Origin of the sequence: Xanthomonas arboricola (assembly GCF_003353015.1) — a bacterium.
Lineage (GTDB): Bacteria > Pseudomonadota > Gammaproteobacteria > Xanthomonadales > Xanthomonadaceae > Xanthomonas > Xanthomonas arboricola_E.
The window spans coordinates 631,086-647,264 of the sequence record NZ_QREM01000001.1 but is presented as its reverse complement, the minus strand read 5'-3'; the positions used below and the strand labels follow the sequence as shown (position 1 = coordinate 647,264).

The 16,179-nt window shown below is 67.2% G+C and carries 18 protein-coding genes; 8 read left to right on the top strand and 10 right to left on the bottom strand.

Annotation, left to right across the window (positions count from 1 at the left end; genetic code table 11):
* The first annotated feature begins 379 nt into the window (after positions 1-379).
* From msuE to C0541_RS02845, 7 genes are all read left to right on the top strand, one after another.
* Positions 380-943 carry an FMN reductase gene (gene msuE, locus C0541_RS02875; protein ID WP_115045589.1) on the top strand — a complete coding sequence of 188 codons (564 nt, stop codon included), beginning with the start codon at positions 380-382 and terminating at the stop codon, positions 941-943.
* A 105-nt stretch (positions 944-1,048) separates the two neighbouring features.
* A complete protein-coding gene (gene ssuD, locus C0541_RS02870) occupies positions 1,049-2,212 on the top strand; it encodes an FMNH2-dependent alkanesulfonate monooxygenase (RefSeq protein WP_115045588.1) in 1,164 nt (387 codons plus the stop codon).
* 11 nt (positions 2,213-2,223) lie between these two features.
* Positions 2,224-3,228 (top strand): aliphatic sulfonate ABC transporter substrate-binding protein, encoded by a 1,005-nt coding sequence (locus tag C0541_RS02865; protein WP_115045587.1) that lies wholly within the window; start codon positions 2,224-2,226, stop codon positions 3,226-3,228.
* A gap of 8 nt (positions 3,229-3,236) precedes the next feature.
* Entirely contained in the window at positions 3,237-4,088 is an 852-nt protein-coding gene (locus C0541_RS02860; RefSeq protein WP_115045586.1) for an ABC transporter permease, read from the top strand.
* The gene (locus C0541_RS02855) at positions 4,085-4,843 is read left to right on the top strand and encodes an ABC transporter ATP-binding protein (protein WP_115045585.1); all 759 of its coding nucleotides are present in this window, start codon (positions 4,085-4,087) and stop codon (positions 4,841-4,843) included. Before C0541_RS02860 ends, C0541_RS02855 begins: the two co-directional genes overlap by 4 nt.
* A gap of 126 nt (positions 4,844-4,969) precedes the next feature.
* The gene (locus C0541_RS02850; protein ID WP_115045584.1) at positions 4,970-6,157 is read left to right on the top strand and encodes an acyl-CoA dehydrogenase family protein; all 1,188 of its coding nucleotides are present in this window, start codon (positions 4,970-4,972) and stop codon (positions 6,155-6,157) included.
* Between the two features lie 103 nt (positions 6,158-6,260).
* A complete protein-coding gene (locus tag C0541_RS02845; protein WP_115045583.1) occupies positions 6,261-7,334 on the top strand; it encodes a sigma-54 interaction domain-containing protein in 1,074 nt (357 codons plus the stop codon).
* Between the two features lie 113 nt (positions 7,335-7,447).
* On the opposite strand, the gene C0541_RS02840 is transcribed toward C0541_RS02845, so the two are convergent.
* The 8 genes from C0541_RS02840 to C0541_RS02805 all read right to left on the bottom strand — a co-directional run bounded on the left by C0541_RS02840 (position 7,448) and on the right by C0541_RS02805 (position 12,694).
* Positions 7,448-7,942, bottom strand: a complete 495-nt coding sequence (locus tag C0541_RS02840; RefSeq protein WP_115045582.1) for a dihydrofolate reductase — start codon at positions 7,940-7,942, stop codon at positions 7,448-7,450.
* Positions 7,939-8,226 carry a hypothetical protein gene (locus C0541_RS02835; protein ID WP_115045683.1) on the bottom strand — a complete coding sequence of 96 codons (288 nt, stop codon included), beginning with the start codon at positions 8,224-8,226 and terminating at the stop codon, positions 7,939-7,941. Before C0541_RS02835 ends, C0541_RS02840 begins: the two co-directional genes overlap by 4 nt.
* Positions 8,227-8,267: 41 nt before the next feature.
* Positions 8,268-9,062, bottom strand: a complete 795-nt coding sequence (locus tag C0541_RS02830; protein ID WP_115045581.1) for a thymidylate synthase — start codon at positions 9,060-9,062, stop codon at positions 8,268-8,270.
* Entirely contained in the window at positions 9,059-9,949 is an 891-nt protein-coding gene (gene lgt / locus C0541_RS02825; protein WP_115045580.1) for a prolipoprotein diacylglyceryl transferase, read from the bottom strand. The genes C0541_RS02830 and lgt overlap by 4 nt, the downstream gene beginning before the upstream one ends.
* A 54-nt stretch (positions 9,950-10,003) precedes the next feature.
* Positions 10,004-10,495 carry a TPM domain-containing protein gene (locus tag C0541_RS02820; RefSeq protein ID WP_115045579.1) on the bottom strand — a complete coding sequence of 164 codons (492 nt, stop codon included), beginning with the start codon at positions 10,493-10,495 and terminating at the stop codon, positions 10,004-10,006.
* Complete coding sequence (locus tag C0541_RS02815) at positions 10,495-11,391, bottom strand: TPM domain-containing protein (RefSeq protein ID WP_115045578.1); 897 nt, start codon at positions 11,389-11,391, stop codon at positions 10,495-10,497. The genes C0541_RS02820 and C0541_RS02815 overlap by 1 nt, the downstream gene beginning before the upstream one ends.
* Positions 11,392-11,418: 27 nt before the next feature.
* Positions 11,419-12,051 carry a LemA family protein gene (locus tag C0541_RS02810; RefSeq protein ID WP_115045577.1) on the bottom strand — a complete coding sequence of 211 codons (633 nt, stop codon included), beginning with the start codon at positions 12,049-12,051 and terminating at the stop codon, positions 11,419-11,421.
* Positions 12,052-12,313: 262 nt separating this feature from the next.
* Entirely contained in the window at positions 12,314-12,694 is a 381-nt protein-coding gene (locus tag C0541_RS02805) for a diacylglycerol kinase (RefSeq protein WP_115045576.1), read from the bottom strand.
* A 319-nt stretch (positions 12,695-13,013) separates the two neighbouring features.
* Here C0541_RS02805 and C0541_RS02800 point away from each other — a divergent pair, with 319 nt between their 5' ends.
* On the top strand, positions 13,014-13,715 hold the full coding sequence (locus C0541_RS02800; protein ID WP_115045575.1) for an SGNH/GDSL hydrolase family protein: 702 nt from the start codon (positions 13,014-13,016) through the stop codon (positions 13,713-13,715).
* A gap of 230 nt (positions 13,716-13,945) precedes the next feature.
* Here the strand turns inward: C0541_RS02800 and C0541_RS02795 are convergent, their stop codons facing one another.
* A complete protein-coding gene (locus tag C0541_RS02795; protein ID WP_115045574.1) occupies positions 13,946-15,217 on the bottom strand; it encodes a sensor histidine kinase in 1,272 nt (423 codons plus the stop codon).
* Positions 15,218-15,361: 144 nt separating this feature from the next.
* Complete coding sequence (locus C0541_RS02790; protein ID WP_002811889.1) at positions 15,362-16,075, bottom strand: response regulator transcription factor; 714 nt, start codon at positions 16,073-16,075, stop codon at positions 15,362-15,364.
* Between the last annotated feature and the right edge of the window lie 104 nt (positions 16,076-16,179).

The following is a 16,179-nucleotide window of genomic DNA, read 5'->3' as shown; positions in this document are numbered from 1 at the left end:
GCGGAATCCAGTGTCTTGTCGGTAGTTTTCCGCGCGAATTGCTGATCCGATGTTTCTCCACCAACATTTTCCGCGCGCTTATATCCGCACGCGTTTTCGTCATTGCGTAAACGCCATGAGCCGCAACGGCCGAATCGCTGAAAACAAGGCCAATGCCGGCTTTCTTCATTAAGTCATTCTCAAATCTGATAAGCCTCGGGCACATTTGAAGACGCCGCACCATTGCCATGTCCGCCGCTGTGCAGTCAGATGGAATGCATCGCTGTCGGCATGCAAACAGTGTCGGCCGCCACTTCGCTGTTTGTGCAGCAACACTGTTGCCATCCGCATGGCATGGACATTGCGCGATCACCCGATACCGCCACCACAGGACCGACGCATGCGTACTCCGTTGAATGTCGTTGCCGTCTCCGGCAGCACCTCGCGCCCTTCTCGAAGCCTTGCCTTGGCTGAGGCAACACTTGCCGAACTGGGGCAACGACTGGCGATCAGATCCAGCATCCTGCAGCTCGGCGACATCGCCCGGCCGCTGGGCGCGGCGCTGTGGCGCGGCGAACTGGATGAGGTCGCGGAGCAGGCATTGCGCCAGATCGAGTCGGCCGACCTGTTGCTGGTGGTCGCGCCGGTGTATCGCGGCTCCTATCCCGGGCTGCTCAAGCACCTGTTCGATCTGATCGACATCAATGCGCTGATCGACACGCCGGTCCTGCTCGCGGCCACCGGCGGCAGCGAACGGCACGCACTGGTGATCGATCACCAACTGCGTCCGCTGTTCGCCTTCTTCCAGGCCTTGACCTTGCCGATCGGCATCTATGCCACCGAGGCCGATTTCCAGGATTACCGCGTGGTCGATCCGGCCCTGCGTCAACGCATCGAGCTGGCTGCCGAGCGTGCCGCCGGCCTGCTCGGCGCCCGTCCCGACGCGCTGCGGCGGATCGCCTGAGCGCGGCATCGCCCGGTACAACCACGCCCATGCAGGTGCGGGCTGCCGCCACCAACTCACCAACCGAACACCGCAGAGGCAATGCGGGCGTTGCGAGGAACTCCCATGGACATGTTCTGGTTCATTCCCACCCACGGCGACAGCCGCTATCTGGGCACCAGCGAGGGCGCACGCCAGGTCAGCGCCGAGTACGTCACCCAGGTCGCGGTGGCGGCCGACACGCTCGGCTACGACGGGGTGCTGATTCCCACCGGACGCTCCTGCGAAGACCCGTGGGTGATCGCGTCCAGCCTGATCAACGCCACCCGCCGGCTGAAGTTTCTGGTCGCGCTGCGTCCTGGCCTGATGGCGCCAGCGCTGGCCGCACGCATGGCTGCCAGCTTCGACCGGCTGTCCGGCGGCCGCCTGCTGGTCAACCTGGTCACCGGCGGCGACCGCGGCGAACTGGAAGGCGATGGCGTGTTTCTGGACCATGCCGAGCGCTATGAAGCCTCGGCAGAATTCATCCGCATCTGGCGCGAGATCATCGCCCACAGCCACGCCGGCGACAGCTACGACTTCGACGGCAAACATCTGCAGGTCAAGGCGGCCAAGCTGCTGTATCCCACCGTGCAGCAGCCGTATCCGCCGGTGTGGTTCGGCGGGTCTTCCGATGCTGCGCACGCGCTGGCGGCCGAACAGGTGGACACCTATCTGACCTGGGGCGAGCCGCCGCAAGCGGTGGCCGAAAAAATCGCCGCGGTGCGCAGCAAGGCCGCCGCGCTCGGGCGCACGCTGACCTTCGGCATCCGTCTGCATGTGATCGTGCGCGAAACCGATGCGCAGGCCTGGGCGGCGGCCGAGTCGCTGATCAGTCACCTGGACGACGACACGGTGGAGCGCGCACAGCAGGCGTTTGCGCGCATGGATTCGGTGGGCCAGCGGCGCATGGCCGCACTGCACGGCCGCGGTCAGCGCCGCACCCGCGCCGATCTGGAAGTCAGCCCCAACCTGTGGGCCGGCGTCGGCCTGGTGCGCGGCGGTGCCGGCACTGCCCTGGTCGGCGACCCGCAGACCGTGGCCGCGCGCATCGAGGAATACGCCGCGCTCGGCATCGACACCTTCATCTTCTCCGGCTATCCGCATCTGGAGGAGGCCTACCGCTTCGCCGAGCTGGTGTTCCCGCTGCTGCCGCGCGCGGTCAAACAGACGCTGCCCGGGCAGGCCCTGAGCGGCCCCTTCGGCGAGGTCATCGCCAACACCATCGTGCCGCGCGCCTCGGCGCGCTGACAGGAGCACTCATGAAGCGCCGCAACCTGCTCAAACTCGGAACCCTCGCCGGGGTCGCGCTCGGCGCCCCGCCACTGCTGTCCGGCACCGCCTTCGCGCAAGCCAGGCCGGCAGTCCCCGGACAGCTGCGACTGGACTACGCCTATTACTCGCCGACCTCGCTGGTGCTCAAGCACTTCGGCTGGCTCGAGCAAGCGCTCAAGGCGCAGGGCACGCAGGTCAAGTGGGTGTTGTCGTCCGGCAGCAATCGGGCGCTTGAATACCTGGGCGGCAACAGCATCGACTTCGGCAGCACCGCCGGCCTGGCCTCGCTGCTGGCGCGTGCCAACGGCAATCCGATCAAGGCCGTCTACATCTACTCGCGGCCGGAATGGATCGCGCTGGCGGTGGGCAGGAACTCGCCCATCCGGCAGCTGGGCGAACTCAGGGGCAAACGCGTCGCCGCGACCAAGGGCACCGATGCCCATCTGTTCCTGCTGCGCGCGCTGCGGCAGGCCGGCTTGGGCAAGAACGCGGTGGAGATCGTGCATCTGCAGCATCCCGACGGGCGCACCGCACTCGAGCGCGGCGATGTGGACGCCTGGTCCGGCCTGGACCCGCATCTGGCCGCCAGCCAGATCGAGGCCGGCACGCGCCTGATCTACCGCAACACCGCCTTCAACTCCCGCGGCTTCCTGAATGTCAGCGAGAGATTCGCGGCCGCCTACCCCGACCAGATTCCACTGGTGATCCAGGCTTACGAGAAAGCGCGCACCTGGGCGATCGCGCACCCCGGCGAACTTGCCGCACTGATCGCCACCGAGGCCCGCCTGTCGCCCCAGGTCGCCGCGCTGCAACTGCAGCGCACCGACCTGCGCAATCCGGTGATTGGTGCCGACGAGCGGGCGGCGCTGCAGGGCGCTGCGCCCATCCTGCTGGAAGAAGGCCTGGTCCGGCCCGGCACCGACCTGGGCAAGGTGCTGGCCGCCCTGATCGATCCTGGCTACGCCCAACGCGCACGCGTGGCGCAGGGCTGAGCGCGGCGATGAACGAGACCTCCTTGCGCGCGTCCCGCTCCCTGGCCGGCGCGCCGCCGCGACTGCGACTCAGGTTGCCGGCCGGCAGCCTCGGTTGGCTGCTGCCGCTGAGCTTCTTCGCCGGACTCGAAATCGCTTCTGCCCTCGGCTGGACGCCGCGCTACCTGCTGCCGCCGCCCAGCCAGATCCTGACCACGCTGGCAGACGAAGCCGGCCGCGGGCTGGCCAGCCATATCGGCGCCAGCGTGTTGCGGGTGCTGGCCGGCTTCGCCATCGGCGCCGGGCTCGGCCTGCTGGTGGGCGTGGGGGTCGGCCTGAGCCGCTGGCTGGAACGCCTGCTGGACCCAAGCTTCCAGGCGCTGCGCGCGGTGCCCAGCCTGGCCTGGGTGCCGTTGCTGCTGCTGTGGATGGGCATCGACGAGGCGCCGAAGATCACCCTGATCGCCATCGGCGCGTTCTTCCCGGTGTACCTGGGCGGGGTCAGCGGCCTGCGCCAGGTCGACCGCACGCTGGTGGAGCTGGGCGAGAGCTACGGCCTGTCCAAACTGCGGCTGGTGCGGCGGATCCTGCTGCCGGCGGCGCTGCCGTCCATCTTCACCGGGCTGCGCACCAGCCTGAGTCTGGCCTGGATGTTCCTGGTCGCTGCCGAACTGATTGCGGCCACCCGCGGGCTGGGCTATCTGCTGAGCGACGGGCGCGAAACCTCGCGGCCGGACATCGTGATCGGTGCGATCGTGCTGCTGGCCCTGCTCGGCAAACTCAGCGACGGCGTGCTCAAGGCGATCGAATCGCACACCTTGCGCTGGCGCGACAACCTGCAGAACCGCAGCGTGTCCGCCCACGCTGGAAACCGCACATGAGCGGCACCGGCCTGCAGCTGCGCATCGCCGGCAAGCAGTTCGGCACGCGCCAGGTGCTGCGCGACATCGACCTGCAGCTGGCGCCGGGCGAGATCGCCAGCCTGATCGGCGCCAGCGGCTGCGGCAAGAGCACGCTGCTGCGCATCGTGGCCGGCCTGGAACGCGATTACGCCGGCGAGGTAGTGCTGGATGGCGTGCGCGTACGCGGTGTCGACCGGCGCATCGGCTTCATCTTCCAGGAACCGCGCCTGCTGCCGTGGCTCGACGTCGCTGCCAATGTCGCCTTTGCCGACGAAGGCGATCTGTCGCCGGCTGCGGCGCGGCAATCTCCACGTGTGCAGCAGTTGCTCAGCGAGGTCGGCCTGCTCGATTACGCCACCGCGCTGCCCAGGCAGCTGTCCGGCGGCCAGGCCCAGCGGGTGGCGCTGGCGCGCGGGCTGTACCGGCAACCGCGCGTGCTGCTGCTCGACGAACCCTTCAGCGCCGTCGATGCGTTCACCCGCATCAAGTTGCAGGACCTGCTGCTGCGCCTGGCGCACGAACACGGCTTCAGCGTGCTGCTGGTAACCCATGACATCGACGAAGCGGTCTATCTGAGCGATCGTGCGATCGTCATCGGCGGACAACCCGGATCGATTGCGTACGCATTGCCACTGGACGCGCCGCGCCCACGCGATCACCAGGCCGATCAGCCGGAGCTGCGCCAGGCACGCCACACCCTGCTCGCGGCGCTGCACGATATCCATGTGTTCTGACCGCCGCGCCGGCCCGGGATCCTTGCCAAGGACGACGCGCCCCACCGGCCGTGATCGCCTGCCCTGCATGCCGGCGATCCCGTCGGCCGGCACGCCACCTTTCGTTTCCAGACAAGGCCATCGCGCATGACCAGCCGCCCACCGCAACCGTCCCTGCCCACCCCATTGCAGACCGCCCAGCGTCTGGCTGCCGACTTCGCCAGCACCGCCGTCGCGCGTGATGCACGCGGCGGCACGCCCAAGGCCGAGCGCGACGCGCTGCGTGCCAGCGGCCTGCTCGGCCTCAGCATTCCGGTGCAGTACGGCGGCCTGGGTGCCAGCTGGAGCGAAGTGCTGCAGAGCGTGCGCGTCTTCGCCAGGGTCGACAGCTCCATCGCGCACGTGTTCGGCTTCCATCATCTGATGCTGGCCACCGTGCGCCTGTTCGGCCAGCCGGCGCAGTGGCAGCCGTGGCTGGAACAGACTGCGCGCAAGCAATGGTTCTGGGGCAATGCACTCAATCCGCTGGATACCCGCACCGTCGCGGTGCAGTGCGGGGGCTGGCGCGAATTCTCCGGCAGGAAGAGCTTCTGTTCCGGCGCGCTCGACTCGCAGATGCTGATCGCCTCGGCACTGGACGAACGCAGCGGCAAGCTGCTGATCGGCGCCATCCCCACCGCACGCAGCGGCATCACGCTGGGCCATGACTGGGACAACATCGGCCAACGCCAGACCGACAGCGGCAGCACCACCTTCGAACGCGTGCGCGTGGAAGAAAGCGAGCTGCTGCTCGACCCCGGCCCCTTGAGCACGCCGTTCGCCTGTCTGCGCCCGTTGATCGCGCAGCTGCTGTTCGCGCATCTGTTCCTGGGCATCGCCGAGGGCGCGTTCGAGGAAGCACGCAGCTACACGCTGACCGAAGCCCGTGCCTGGCACCGCTCCGGGGTGGAACGGGCCAGCGACGATCCCTACATCCTGGCCCATTACGGCGAGTTCTGGCTGGGCCTGGAAAGCGCCCGGCTACTCACCGGCCGCGCCGCCGAGTTGCTCGACGCGGCCTGGCGCAAGGAGCACGCCCTTGGCAGCGACGAACGTGCGCAGGTCGCATTGGCGGTGGCTGCCGCCAAGGTCGCCACCACGCGCGTGGGCCTGGAGGTGTGCAGCAAGCTGTTCGAGGTCACCGGTGCGCGCGCCACCCACGCCGCGCTGCGGCTGGACCGCTACTGGCGCAACCTGCGCACCCAGACGCTGCACGACCCGGTCGATTACAAGCTGCGCGAACTCGGCGAATGGGCGCTGCGCCAGCAACCGCCGACACCGAGTTTCTACTCCTGAGCCTGCCGATGCTGCGCCTGCACGGCCACGTCGGATCCCGCGCCCCGCCGTGATGTCGCGACGCCGCCTCGCGCCCGCCGCTCCCCATGCACGAGTCCGTCCCATGTCCGATTTCCGCTTGCTGAGCCTGCCTGCCGCACATCGGCGCGCGCCTGCCGACAACCCCGCCCGCGCCACCGCGCAGGTGTTCGAGGACCCGTCCTCGCAGGCATTGCTGACACATCTGGAGCGCGTGGCGCCCAGCGAAGCCAGCGTGCTGATCGTCGGCGAATCCGGCACCGGCAAGGAACTGGTCGCGCGCCACATCCATCACCGCAGCGCGCGTGCGCGCCATCCATTCGTGGCGGTCAACTGCGGCGCCTTCAGCGAGTCGCTGGTGGATGCGGAACTGTTCGGGCACGAGAAAGGCGCCTTCACCGGCGCACTCAGCGCCAAGGCCGGCTGGTTCGAGGAAGCCAACGGCGGCACCCTGTTTCTCGACGAGATCGGCGACCTGCCGATGCCGATCCAGGTCAAGCTGCTGCGCGTGCTGCAGGAGCGCGAAGTGGTGCGGCTGGGTTCGCGCCGCAGCGTACCGATCGACGTGCGCGTACTGGCCGCCACCAATGTGCCGCTGGATCGGGCCATCGCCCAGGGACACTTCCGCCAGGACCTGTTCTACCGGCTCAACGTGGTCGGCGTGGAACTCAAGCCGCTGCGTGAACGGCCCGGCGATATTCCGCCGTTGATCCGCCACTTCGTTGATCTGTACAGCCAGCGGCTGGGCCACGGCCAGGTGGCGATCGGCGCCGACGCCGAACGCCTGCTGGTCGAGCATCCCTGGCCAGGCAACATCCGCGAACTGGAAAACGTCATCCACCATGGCTTGCTGATCCACCGCGACGGCGTGGTGCGCGCCGACGATATCCGGCTGTCGCAACTGCGCCTGCCGGCGCAGGCAGGCGGCGATGCGCACGCAGACGGCCAGGCCTTGCTCGAACGCGCCTTCGCAACGCTCTTTGAACGTGCCGGCGGCGCACTGCATGCAACGGTCGAAGACCAGCTGTTCCGCGCCGCCTATCGCCACTGCCACCACAATCAGGTCAGGACGGCCGCCCTGCTGGGACTGAGCCGCAACATCGTGCGTGCCCGGTTGATCGAACTGGGCGAGCTGGTGGTGAACAAACGTACCGGATGATGGTCGCCGACATCGTGGTCGCCTGCGCATCAGCTGTATTGAAGGCGATCTGCGCCTGCCGCCGGCCAGCGCATGCACGGCATGTCCTGCTGCAACCGCAGGTCAATCCAGCCTCAACGCCGCAGATAGTCCACGTAGTCGAACGCGAAGGCATGTCGGGCATCGGCCGCGTGCTGTTCGCGCTGCACGGCTTCCCACACGGCCGGGTCGATCGGCGGAAAGTAGGTATCGGCCCGTTCCACGGCGGTGTCCACATCGGTAACGGCCAGAACATCCGCCCGCTCCATCGTCAGGCGATACACCTCGCCACCGCCGATCACGCACAACTCCTGCGCGCCGGCCGCCTCGGCCAGCGCAATCGCGGCATCGATCGACGCCACCGCCTGCATGTCCGCGAACGGCACCTGTCCCGAGCGCGTCAGCACCAGGTTCAAACGCCCCGGCAACGCACGCCCCAGCGATCGGGCAGTCTTGCGCCCCATCAGGATCGGCTTGCCCAGCGTCAGCGCCTTGAAGCGCTTGAGATCGTCCGGCAGTTTCCACGGCAACGCGTTATCGCGACCAATGGCGTTGTTGCGGTCGAAGGCGACGATCAAGGTGATTTTCATTTGTCAGGATACAGCTCGTCGTAGATCTTCATTGCTGACTTTCTCGCTAGCAATGTCAGTCCCGCACCAAAGGCAAACACGAGCATGAATAGAGCGATCAATAGAGGCGATGCGTGAAGAAACGCCCAAGCATTATCGGACCTATCGCCTCTGACAAGTGCAGCAATAATCAGTCCAAGCGGCGCCGCAGTAACAGGCACGGCGGTAGCTACTGCCAAAGAGCCAGACATGCTCATCAAGGAATCCGCAAGCTTCTCGCGTGCTTTGCTTGAATGTTTTGCCACCACGCCTCCTAATCAACAGGAACGTTTACCTACATCAACCCTTACACCGCCACCGGCGCCTTGATTGGCGGGTGCGGGTCATACCCCTCGATGGCGATGTCGTCGAAGCGGAACGCGAACAGGTCTGTGACCTGCGGATTCAATCGCAAGGTCGGCAGCGCGCGCGCAGGGCGCGTCAGCTGCTCGCGGGCCTGCTCGAAGTGATTCGAATACAGGTGCGCATCGCCGAGGGTGTGCACAAAATCGCCCACGCCCAGCCCGGTGGCCTGCGCCACCATGTGCGTCAGCAATGCATAGCTGGCGATATTGAACGGCACGCCGAGGAAGATGTCGCCGCTGCGCTGATAGAGCTGGCAGCTGAGTTTGCCGTCGACCACATAGAACTGGAACAGGCTATGGCAGGGCATCAGCGCCATCTGCGGCAGCTCGCCGACGTTCCAGGCGCTGATCACCAACCTGCGCGAATCCGGATTGCGCTTGATCTCGTCCACCAGCCACTGCATCTGGTCGATCTCGACCCCGTCCGGGCCGGTCCAGCGCCGCCACTGCTTGCCGTAGACCGGGCCGAGGTTGCCGTCGGCATCGGCCCACTCGTCCCAGATGCGAACCTGATGGTCCTTGAGATAGCCGATATTGGTATCGCCCTGCAGGAACCACAGCAGCTCGTGGATGATCGAGCGCAGGTGCAGCTTCTTGGTGGTGACCAGCGGAAAGCCGTCATTGAGGTCGAAGCGCATCTGCCAGCCGAACACGCTGCGCGTGCCGGTGCCGGTGCGATCGGACTTCTCGGCACCGTGCTCCAGCACATGCTGCAGCAGGTCCAGATAGGGCTTCACTTGGACGCCTCCACGCTGGCGGGCGCCGGCAATACCGGCTGCAGCACCGCGGCGCGGCGCGACATCGCCAGCAGCACCAGGCCCACCGCAATCAACGGCAGGCTCAGGATCTGGCCCATCGTCAGCCAGTTGAAGGCCAGGTAGCCGATCGGCGCATCCGGCACCCGCACGAATTCCACGATGAAGCGGAACACGCCGTACAGCAGCGCAAACAGCCCGGACACCGCATAGCGGGCGCGCGGCTGCATCGAGAACGCCCACAGCACCACGAACATCACCACGCCTTCCAGCGCCGCTTCGTAAAGCTGCGACGGGTGCCGCGCGAACTGGTTCAACGCACCGGCGGCATACTGCGCCTGGATTTGCGCAGGTGCGACATCGGCCAGCTCCGGCGCATGCGGAAAGATCACGCCCCAACCGGCCTGGGTGAACTTGCCCCACAACTCGCCGCCGACGAAATTGCCGAGCCTCCCGAATCCCAGGCCCAGCGGCACCAGCGGCGCCACGAAATCCATCACGTCGAAGAAGTGCAGCCGATGCTTGCGCGCCCACAGCCCGCAGGCGATCAACACGCCCAGCAGGCCACCGTGGAAACTCATGCCACCTTGCCACACCTTGAACAGGATCAACGGGTTGGCCAGCAGGCTGTCGAATGCATAGAACAGCATGTAGCCGATGCGCCCGCCCAGCACCACGCCGAGCATGCCGTAGAACAACAGGTCGGAAAATCCGTCCATGTCCACACCCGGCAGGCGGCCGCGCAGGATGCGCGAGCGCCCCAGGGCCCAGGCAGAGAAGAACGCGGCCAGGTACATCAACCCGTACCAGTGCACCTGCACCGGTCCAAGCGAGAAGGCGATGGGGTCGATGGCGTGCAGATAGATCATTCGGACCGCGGATCACGAAAAAGCGAGGCGTCTATTCTGACATCTCGCACGCGCTCAGCCTAAGAACTGGGGACGATCGGGCAGCTCGTCTTCATGCTGGGAGCCGGGGGCGGCGGGGAAATGCTCGCTCAACAGCTCGGTCACCGCCTCGATCCCGGCCAGCACCGCCGCCTCGTGGTCGCCATCGCGCAGGAACTGCTGCATGCGCCGGCACACTTCGGCCCACTGCGCCTGCGGCACCCGGCTGCGCAGGCCGCGGTCGGCCACCACTTCGATGGCGTGGTCGGCCAGCAGCAGGTAGAGCAACACCCCATTGTTGGCGTCGGTGTCCCAGGTGCGCAGCTGTGCGAAGGCCTGTTCGGCGCGCTGGCGCGCTGTCTGCCCGCGCCATAGCGCGCCCAGCGGCAGGTCGGCATCCACCGCCACCATGATCTGCCCGGTGTGGGTGCGCTCGCTGGCGGCAACTGCCGCGGCGATCGCGTCCATGCAGGCGGCCGGGAAACTGCGCTGCGCCGAGGGCGCGAAGACATGCCTGAGCCACCGCATTACCAGCTCCCCGAGGCGCCACCGCCTCCCGATGATCCGCCGCCGCCGCCCCAGCCGCCGCCACCGAAGCCGCCGCGGCCACCGCCTCCAACGCCCCCGAAGCCACCCCCGCCCCAGCCACCGCCGCCGACAAAGCGCCCCGGCGAACCGGATGCCAGGCCAGCCAGCAGCCCGATCACTGCGGCGCCGGCGCTGGCGAACAGCAGCGAGGTAAACAACAGGGCGGCGCCACCGGCGGCGACGCCGGTCAGCAGGGCCCGCAACGGCCGCGGCAAGGCGCCAAGAATGCCGCGCGCCACCATCGCGACCACGAACCCGATGAACAAGGCCACGATCCAGCCGCCACCACCCGCGGCATTGCCCGTGCCGGCATCGGCGTGCCCGCTGACCGGCGCCGGCAAGGGCTCGCCCTCGATCAGGCCGGCCAGGGTCGCAGTCGCCGCGCTGATGCCGCCGGCGTAGTCGCCCTCACGGAAACGCGGTGCCAGGTACTCCTGGATGATGCGGTTGGCGGCGATATCGGGGATCGCGCCCTCCAGGCCGTAACCGGGCTGGATGCGCACCCGGCGATCGTCCTTGGCCACCAGCAGCAGCACGCCGTCGTCCACGCCCTTGCGGCCGATCTTCCACTGGTCGAACACGCGCTGGGCGTACTGCTCGATCGCCTCCGGCTGGGTGGTCGGCACGATCAGGATCTGCAGCTGCGCGCCCTTGCGCTGCTGCAGGGCCAGTGCCTGTTGCTCGAGTTGCCGGGTCTGCGTGGTATCCAACGTGCCGGTGGTGTCGACCACCGGCGAGCGCAACGGCGGAATGGCGGCAAGATCCTGCGCCAGCAGCGAGGCCGGCAGCAGCAGCAACGCCAACATCCAGAACACCCAGCTGTGCGTTTGCCGCATTGCCTGACTCCTGCCTGGTGAGCGCCGTTACTGCGCAGGTTGCGGTTGCTGCGCGGGCGGCTGCTGCGGCGCCTGCTGATTGCCGAAATCCACCTGCGGCGCGCGCGAAATCTGCGCCTCGTTTTCCACGCTGAAGTTGGGCTTGGGCTGGTAGCCGAAGATCTTGGCGGTGATCACCTGCGGAAACGAACGGATGTAGGTGTTGTAGTCCTGCACCGTCTGGATATAGCGGCCACGCGCCACGGTGATGCGGTTTTCGGTGCCTTCCAGTTGCACCTGCAGATCGCGGAAGGACTGGTCGGATTTCAGCTGCGGATAGTTTTCGCTGACTACCATCAGGCGCGACAGCGCACTGCCGAGCTCGCCCTGCGCCTGCTGGAACCGTTTCAGCGAGGCTTCGTCATCGGCATTGACCTGGATCTGTCCGACCCGCGAGCGCGCATTGGTCACCTCGGTCAGCACCTGGCGCTCCTGCTGGGCATAGCCCTGCACGGTGCGCACCAGATTGGGAATCAGGTCGGCACGACGCTGGTACTGGTTCAGCACCTCCGACCAACCAGCCTTGACGCCTTCTTCCTTCTGCTGGATCGCGTTGTAGCCGCAACCGGACAGCGAGACGGTCAGCATCAGCAACACCAGGGCGCGAATCAGGACGGGCATGCAGGCGATTCCGTGGAAAGAGAGCCGCAGCATGCCACGCGGCGGGTCAAACCGGCATGCACATGCGCCCGCCAGGCAGTCGCCCCCCGGCCAGGCACGAGGAAGCCTGCGCGCGCGGCAGTCACTGCACGCAACGTGGCGGCCGACATGACCGCTGGCGCGCTCCGGTGCGTCGCATCGCCACGACCGTGTCCACGCATCCGCCGATCCGATCGCCTGCCGAAGCCGATCGGCGGCTGTGGCGTGCGCAGACGCACTGCCCTCAGGACAACCGCGGCAGCAGGATCAGTCCCCAGCACAACAGCACATTGATCAGCAGCAGGAACACCGCCGCAGACCCCATGTCCTTGGCACGGCCGGCCAGCACGTGGTGCTCGGGGCCGTAGCGCTCGATCACCGCCTCGATCGCCGAATTCAGCAATTCGGCGGCCAGCACGATCAGCAATGGCGCGACCAGCGCGATGCGCTCCAGGCCGGACCGGCCGAGCCACAGTCCCAGCGGCGCCAGCACCACGGCCAGGCAGACCTCCAGCCGAAACGAGGATTCGTGCAGCCATGCCGCACGCAAGCCCTGCCACGACCAGATTGCCGCCTTGAACATGCGGCGCGGGCCGCGCGGCACGTGTCCCAGTTGATCGGCCATGCGTCAGTGCTTCCGGCCGCAAGGGCGTGTCTGGGGACGGCTCGAACGCATGGCGTGGTCACTGCTGGGGAAAGTGCGAATCTTGCACCGTCGTGCAGCGCGCCGCCAGGGCGCAACTCCGCGCCCGAACAGGTGGCGTTGGGTCTGCACGGCAACCGGACGCTGCCGCATCGCGCAATCTCTTCCACCGTGTCGATGCAGGTCCGGCGCCGCGATCGGCGCGCGCGGCGGTGGCAGGTGCTCGACGCCGGTCGGTTTGCCCTGGGCTTCCGGCCTGTCGCACCATGGTGGTCCGCTTCGCTGTCGCAGGTTCTTTTGCATGACCACACATCCCTTGCGCACCCTGCTGTGCGCCCTCGTGCTGTTGTCCGGCCACGTCCACGCCGCCGCTCCGCACACCACGCCGCAGATCCCCGCGCAGGTGTCCAATGCTGCCTGGGAAGACGACATGCGGCGCTTCGCCGACAGCGACGCGCAGCAACCGCCGCCCCGCCACGGCATCGTCTTCGTCGGCAGTTCGTCGATCCGCTTCTGGGAAACACTGGCACAGGATTTCCCCGGCATGCCGGTGATCAATCGCGGCTTCGGCGGGTCGGAAGTGCGCGACAGCACCTGGTACGCCGACCGCATCGTGATCCCGTATGCGCCACGCCAGGTGGTGCTGTACGCCGGCGACAACGATCTCAACAGCGGCCGCACGCCGCAGCAGGTCCGCGACGACGTGCTGGCATTCGTGACGCGCATCCGCCGCGACCTGCCCAGCGCGCGCATCAGCTATCTGTCGATCAAGCCCAGCCCCTCGCGCGCGCATCTGCTGCCGGCGATCGTGACCGCCAATGGCCTGATCAAGGACGCACTCGCGCCACTGGCACGCGTGGACTACGTGGACGTCTACACGCCGATGCTCGATGCCACCGGCAAGCCACGTGCCGCGCTGTTTCGCGACGACATGCTGCACATGACCGCCGATGGCTATGCCATCTGGCGCAAGGCGGTGGCACCGGTGCTGGAGCAGAAGTAACGCCTGGCGGGTTGACCTGGCGTCGCACTCGCCAGATCAACCCATTGCCTCACCGATCCCGCAGAGGCACCTGGCGTCTGCGGCAGATCGGCACGGCACGCAGCCTCGTTGCCACGTGGTGGAAAACAGCAGCGTCGGCAACCGCAAACGGCGCCCTGGGCGCATGCGGCGCATCTTCCTCGTCCGTGGCAGATTGCAGGCACACACATGCCGCTACGGCCACTATTCCCTCAGGCCACCACCACTGCAACCGAGGTGCCCACACCGGACTCGCTGTGCAGTTCGATCCGCCAGCCGAAGCGGTCGCACAGCCGGCGCACGATCGACAGGCCCAGGCCGGTGCCCTGCGGACGGGTGGGATCGGCGCGGAAGAACGGCTCGAAGGCGCGCGCGCGCGCTTCCTCGCTCATGCCGATGCCGGTGTCGCGCACGATGATGCGGTCCTGGGTGACTTCCACCTCGATGCTGCCGGTGTCGGTATAGGCGCAGGCATTGCGCAGCAGGTTGCTGAGCACCACGCGCATCACCCGCGGCGGGGCGAACATCTGCAGGCTGCGGTCACCGACCATCGCCAGGGACACCGGCTTGTCGCCCAGCAGCTGGCGCGCGCTATCGACTTCTTCGCCGGCCAGTTCGGCGGCATCGAAGGTTTCGCTCTGCGGGTCGATCTCGGCTTCGCGCGCCAGGATCAGGAAGGCGTCGATCACCGCTTCCATGTCGCGGCCGGCGCGCTGGATCCGGCGCAGGCTGCGCTGGGTGCGTTGCGACAAGTCGTCATCGGCCAGCGCCATGTCGCTGGCCACCCGGATCACCGTCAACGGCGTGCGCAGTTCGTGGCTGGCATCGCGGGTGAAGTTGCGCTCGCGCGCGACATGGTCGCTGACCTTCTGCCCGAGCGTATGCAGGGCAGCGGCCAGTTGCCGCGTCTCGCCCTGCAGGTCGGCGGGCAACCGCTCCGGTGCCAGTTCGTCGACATCCGGGTTGCGCGGATCCCACTGCGAGACGCGCCGTGCCAGCCAGCTGATCGGCGACACCAGGCGTTTGGAAATCCGGTAGGTCGCCCAGAACACCCCATAGATCGCCAGCAGCACCAGCATCGCCGGCACCACCCCGAACCAGAGCGTCAGATGGGCCGCACGCGAGCGCGGGAACACCAGATACAGGCGCCCTTCCGGGCGCTGATCGACATACACCAGGGCATCGGCGGCAGCCACTTCGCTGAAGCCCGGCGACAACCGCTGCAACGCCGCTGGTGCGGCATCGCGGCCCTGGCCGGCGGGTGAAAAATAGCCCTGGATATTGCGGGTGTTCGGCGGCGGATTGTTCGGTGCGCTCTTGTGCACGCGCCAGAAATGCACCGCCTCGTCGGCCAGCACCGTACGCACCAGGCTGTACTTGATGACGAAGGACAGCAGATAGCCGCCCAACACGATCGCCAGGCTCGCCAGGGCGACCTGCAGGAGGAAGGCCAGCCGTATTTTTCGTGGAAGCCCGTGCGGCATTGCTGCATCCAGGGGAGAGCGCCGGATTATAGGCAACGCTTCCGTAAGCCCGTCGTGCAGCCAGACGGCAGCGCGCGGAAACGAGCGGCGCGTGGGCGCCTGCAGGAGGTGACCGGCCGCCAGCACGGCGGCCGGCCGGCGACATCAGGCCATCGGCTGGGCGATGTCGGCAATGCGATAGCCGGCGCTCTGCACGGTGTGCAGCAGCGGGCGATCGAACGGCTTGTCGATGATCTTGCGCAGGTTGTACAGATGGCTGCGCAGGGTGTCCGAATCCGGCAACCCGTTGCCCCAGATTTCGCGCTCGATTTCCTGGCGGGTCACCACCCGCGGCGACTCGCGCATCAGGATGGTCAGCAGGCGCAGGCCGATCGGCGAGAGCTGCAGCTCGGTGCCGGCACGGGTGGCGCGCATGCTGACCGGATCGAGCACCAGGTCGGCGACCTTGAGCACTTCCGAACCCACCTGGCGACGCTCGCGCCGGATCAGGGCACGCAGGCGCGCTTCCAGTTCCTGAATGGCGAACGGCTTGGTCAGGTAGTCGTCGGCACCGAAGCCCAAGCCGGTGAGCTTGTCGTCCAGCGTGTCGCGGGCGGTCAGCATCAGCACCGGGGTGGACTTGCGTGCATCGTTACGCAGGCGGCGGCACACTTCGATGCCGTCCAGGCGTGGCAGCATGAGATCCAGCACGACCACGTCGTAGCTGTTCTCGGCGGCCAGACGGTAGCCGTCGAGTCCGTCCTGCGCATAGTCGACCTCGAAGCCACGGCCTTCCAGGTACTCGCCGATCATTTCAGAGATATTGCGGTTGTCTTCGACGACCAGCACGAGGCCGGACGTTTCCTTGGTCTGACGCATGGACTTTCCTCGGTCTTCAGCTTTGTGAAACATGCCGGATCGGCGGTGGAAAGGGCGTGAAGACCACCTCACGTTTTGTGCCCACAGGCGCTCGCCGCAGGCCG

What these genes read in the sequence shown, in the direction of transcription:
- msuE (WP_115045589.1), top strand. Translation starts at nt 380, where the DNA reads ATGCGTACTCCGTTGAATGTCGTTGCCGTCTCCGGCAGCACCTCGCGC.
- ssuD (WP_115045588.1), top strand. Translation starts at nt 1,049, where the DNA reads ATGGACATGTTCTGGTTCATTCCCACCCACGGCGACAGCCGCTATCTG.
- C0541_RS02865 (WP_115045587.1), top strand. Translation starts at nt 2,224, where the DNA reads ATGAAGCGCCGCAACCTGCTCAAACTCGGAACCCTCGCCGGGGTCGCG.
- C0541_RS02860 (WP_115045586.1), top strand. Translation starts at nt 3,237, where the DNA reads ATGAACGAGACCTCCTTGCGCGCGTCCCGCTCCCTGGCCGGCGCGCCG.
- C0541_RS02855 (WP_115045585.1), top strand. Translation starts at nt 4,085, where the DNA reads ATGAGCGGCACCGGCCTGCAGCTGCGCATCGCCGGCAAGCAGTTCGGC.
- C0541_RS02850 (WP_115045584.1), top strand. Translation starts at nt 4,970, where the DNA reads ATGACCAGCCGCCCACCGCAACCGTCCCTGCCCACCCCATTGCAGACC.
- C0541_RS02845 (WP_115045583.1), top strand. Translation starts at nt 6,261, where the DNA reads ATGTCCGATTTCCGCTTGCTGAGCCTGCCTGCCGCACATCGGCGCGCG.
- C0541_RS02840 (WP_115045582.1), bottom strand. Translation starts at nt 7,942, where the DNA reads ATGAAAATCACCTTGATCGTCGCCTTCGACCGCAACAACGCCATTGGT.
- lgt (WP_115045580.1), bottom strand. Translation starts at nt 9,949, where the DNA reads ATGATCTATCTGCACGCCATCGACCCCATCGCCTTCTCGCTTGGACCG.
- C0541_RS02820 (WP_115045579.1), bottom strand. Translation starts at nt 10,495, where the DNA reads ATGCGGTGGCTCAGGCATGTCTTCGCGCCCTCGGCGCAGCGCAGTTTC.
- C0541_RS02815 (WP_115045578.1), bottom strand. Translation starts at nt 11,391, where the DNA reads ATGCGGCAAACGCACAGCTGGGTGTTCTGGATGTTGGCGTTGCTGCTG.
- C0541_RS02810 (WP_115045577.1), bottom strand. Translation starts at nt 12,051, where the DNA reads ATGCCCGTCCTGATTCGCGCCCTGGTGTTGCTGATGCTGACCGTCTCG.
- C0541_RS02805 (WP_115045576.1), bottom strand. Translation starts at nt 12,694, where the DNA reads ATGGCCGATCAACTGGGACACGTGCCGCGCGGCCCGCGCCGCATGTTC.
- C0541_RS02800 (WP_115045575.1), top strand. Translation starts at nt 13,014, where the DNA reads ATGACCACACATCCCTTGCGCACCCTGCTGTGCGCCCTCGTGCTGTTG.
- C0541_RS02795 (WP_115045574.1), bottom strand. Translation starts at nt 15,217, where the DNA reads ATGCCGCACGGGCTTCCACGAAAAATACGGCTGGCCTTCCTCCTGCAG.
- C0541_RS02790 (WP_002811889.1), bottom strand. Translation starts at nt 16,075, where the DNA reads ATGCGTCAGACCAAGGAAACGTCCGGCCTCGTGCTGGTCGTCGAAGAC.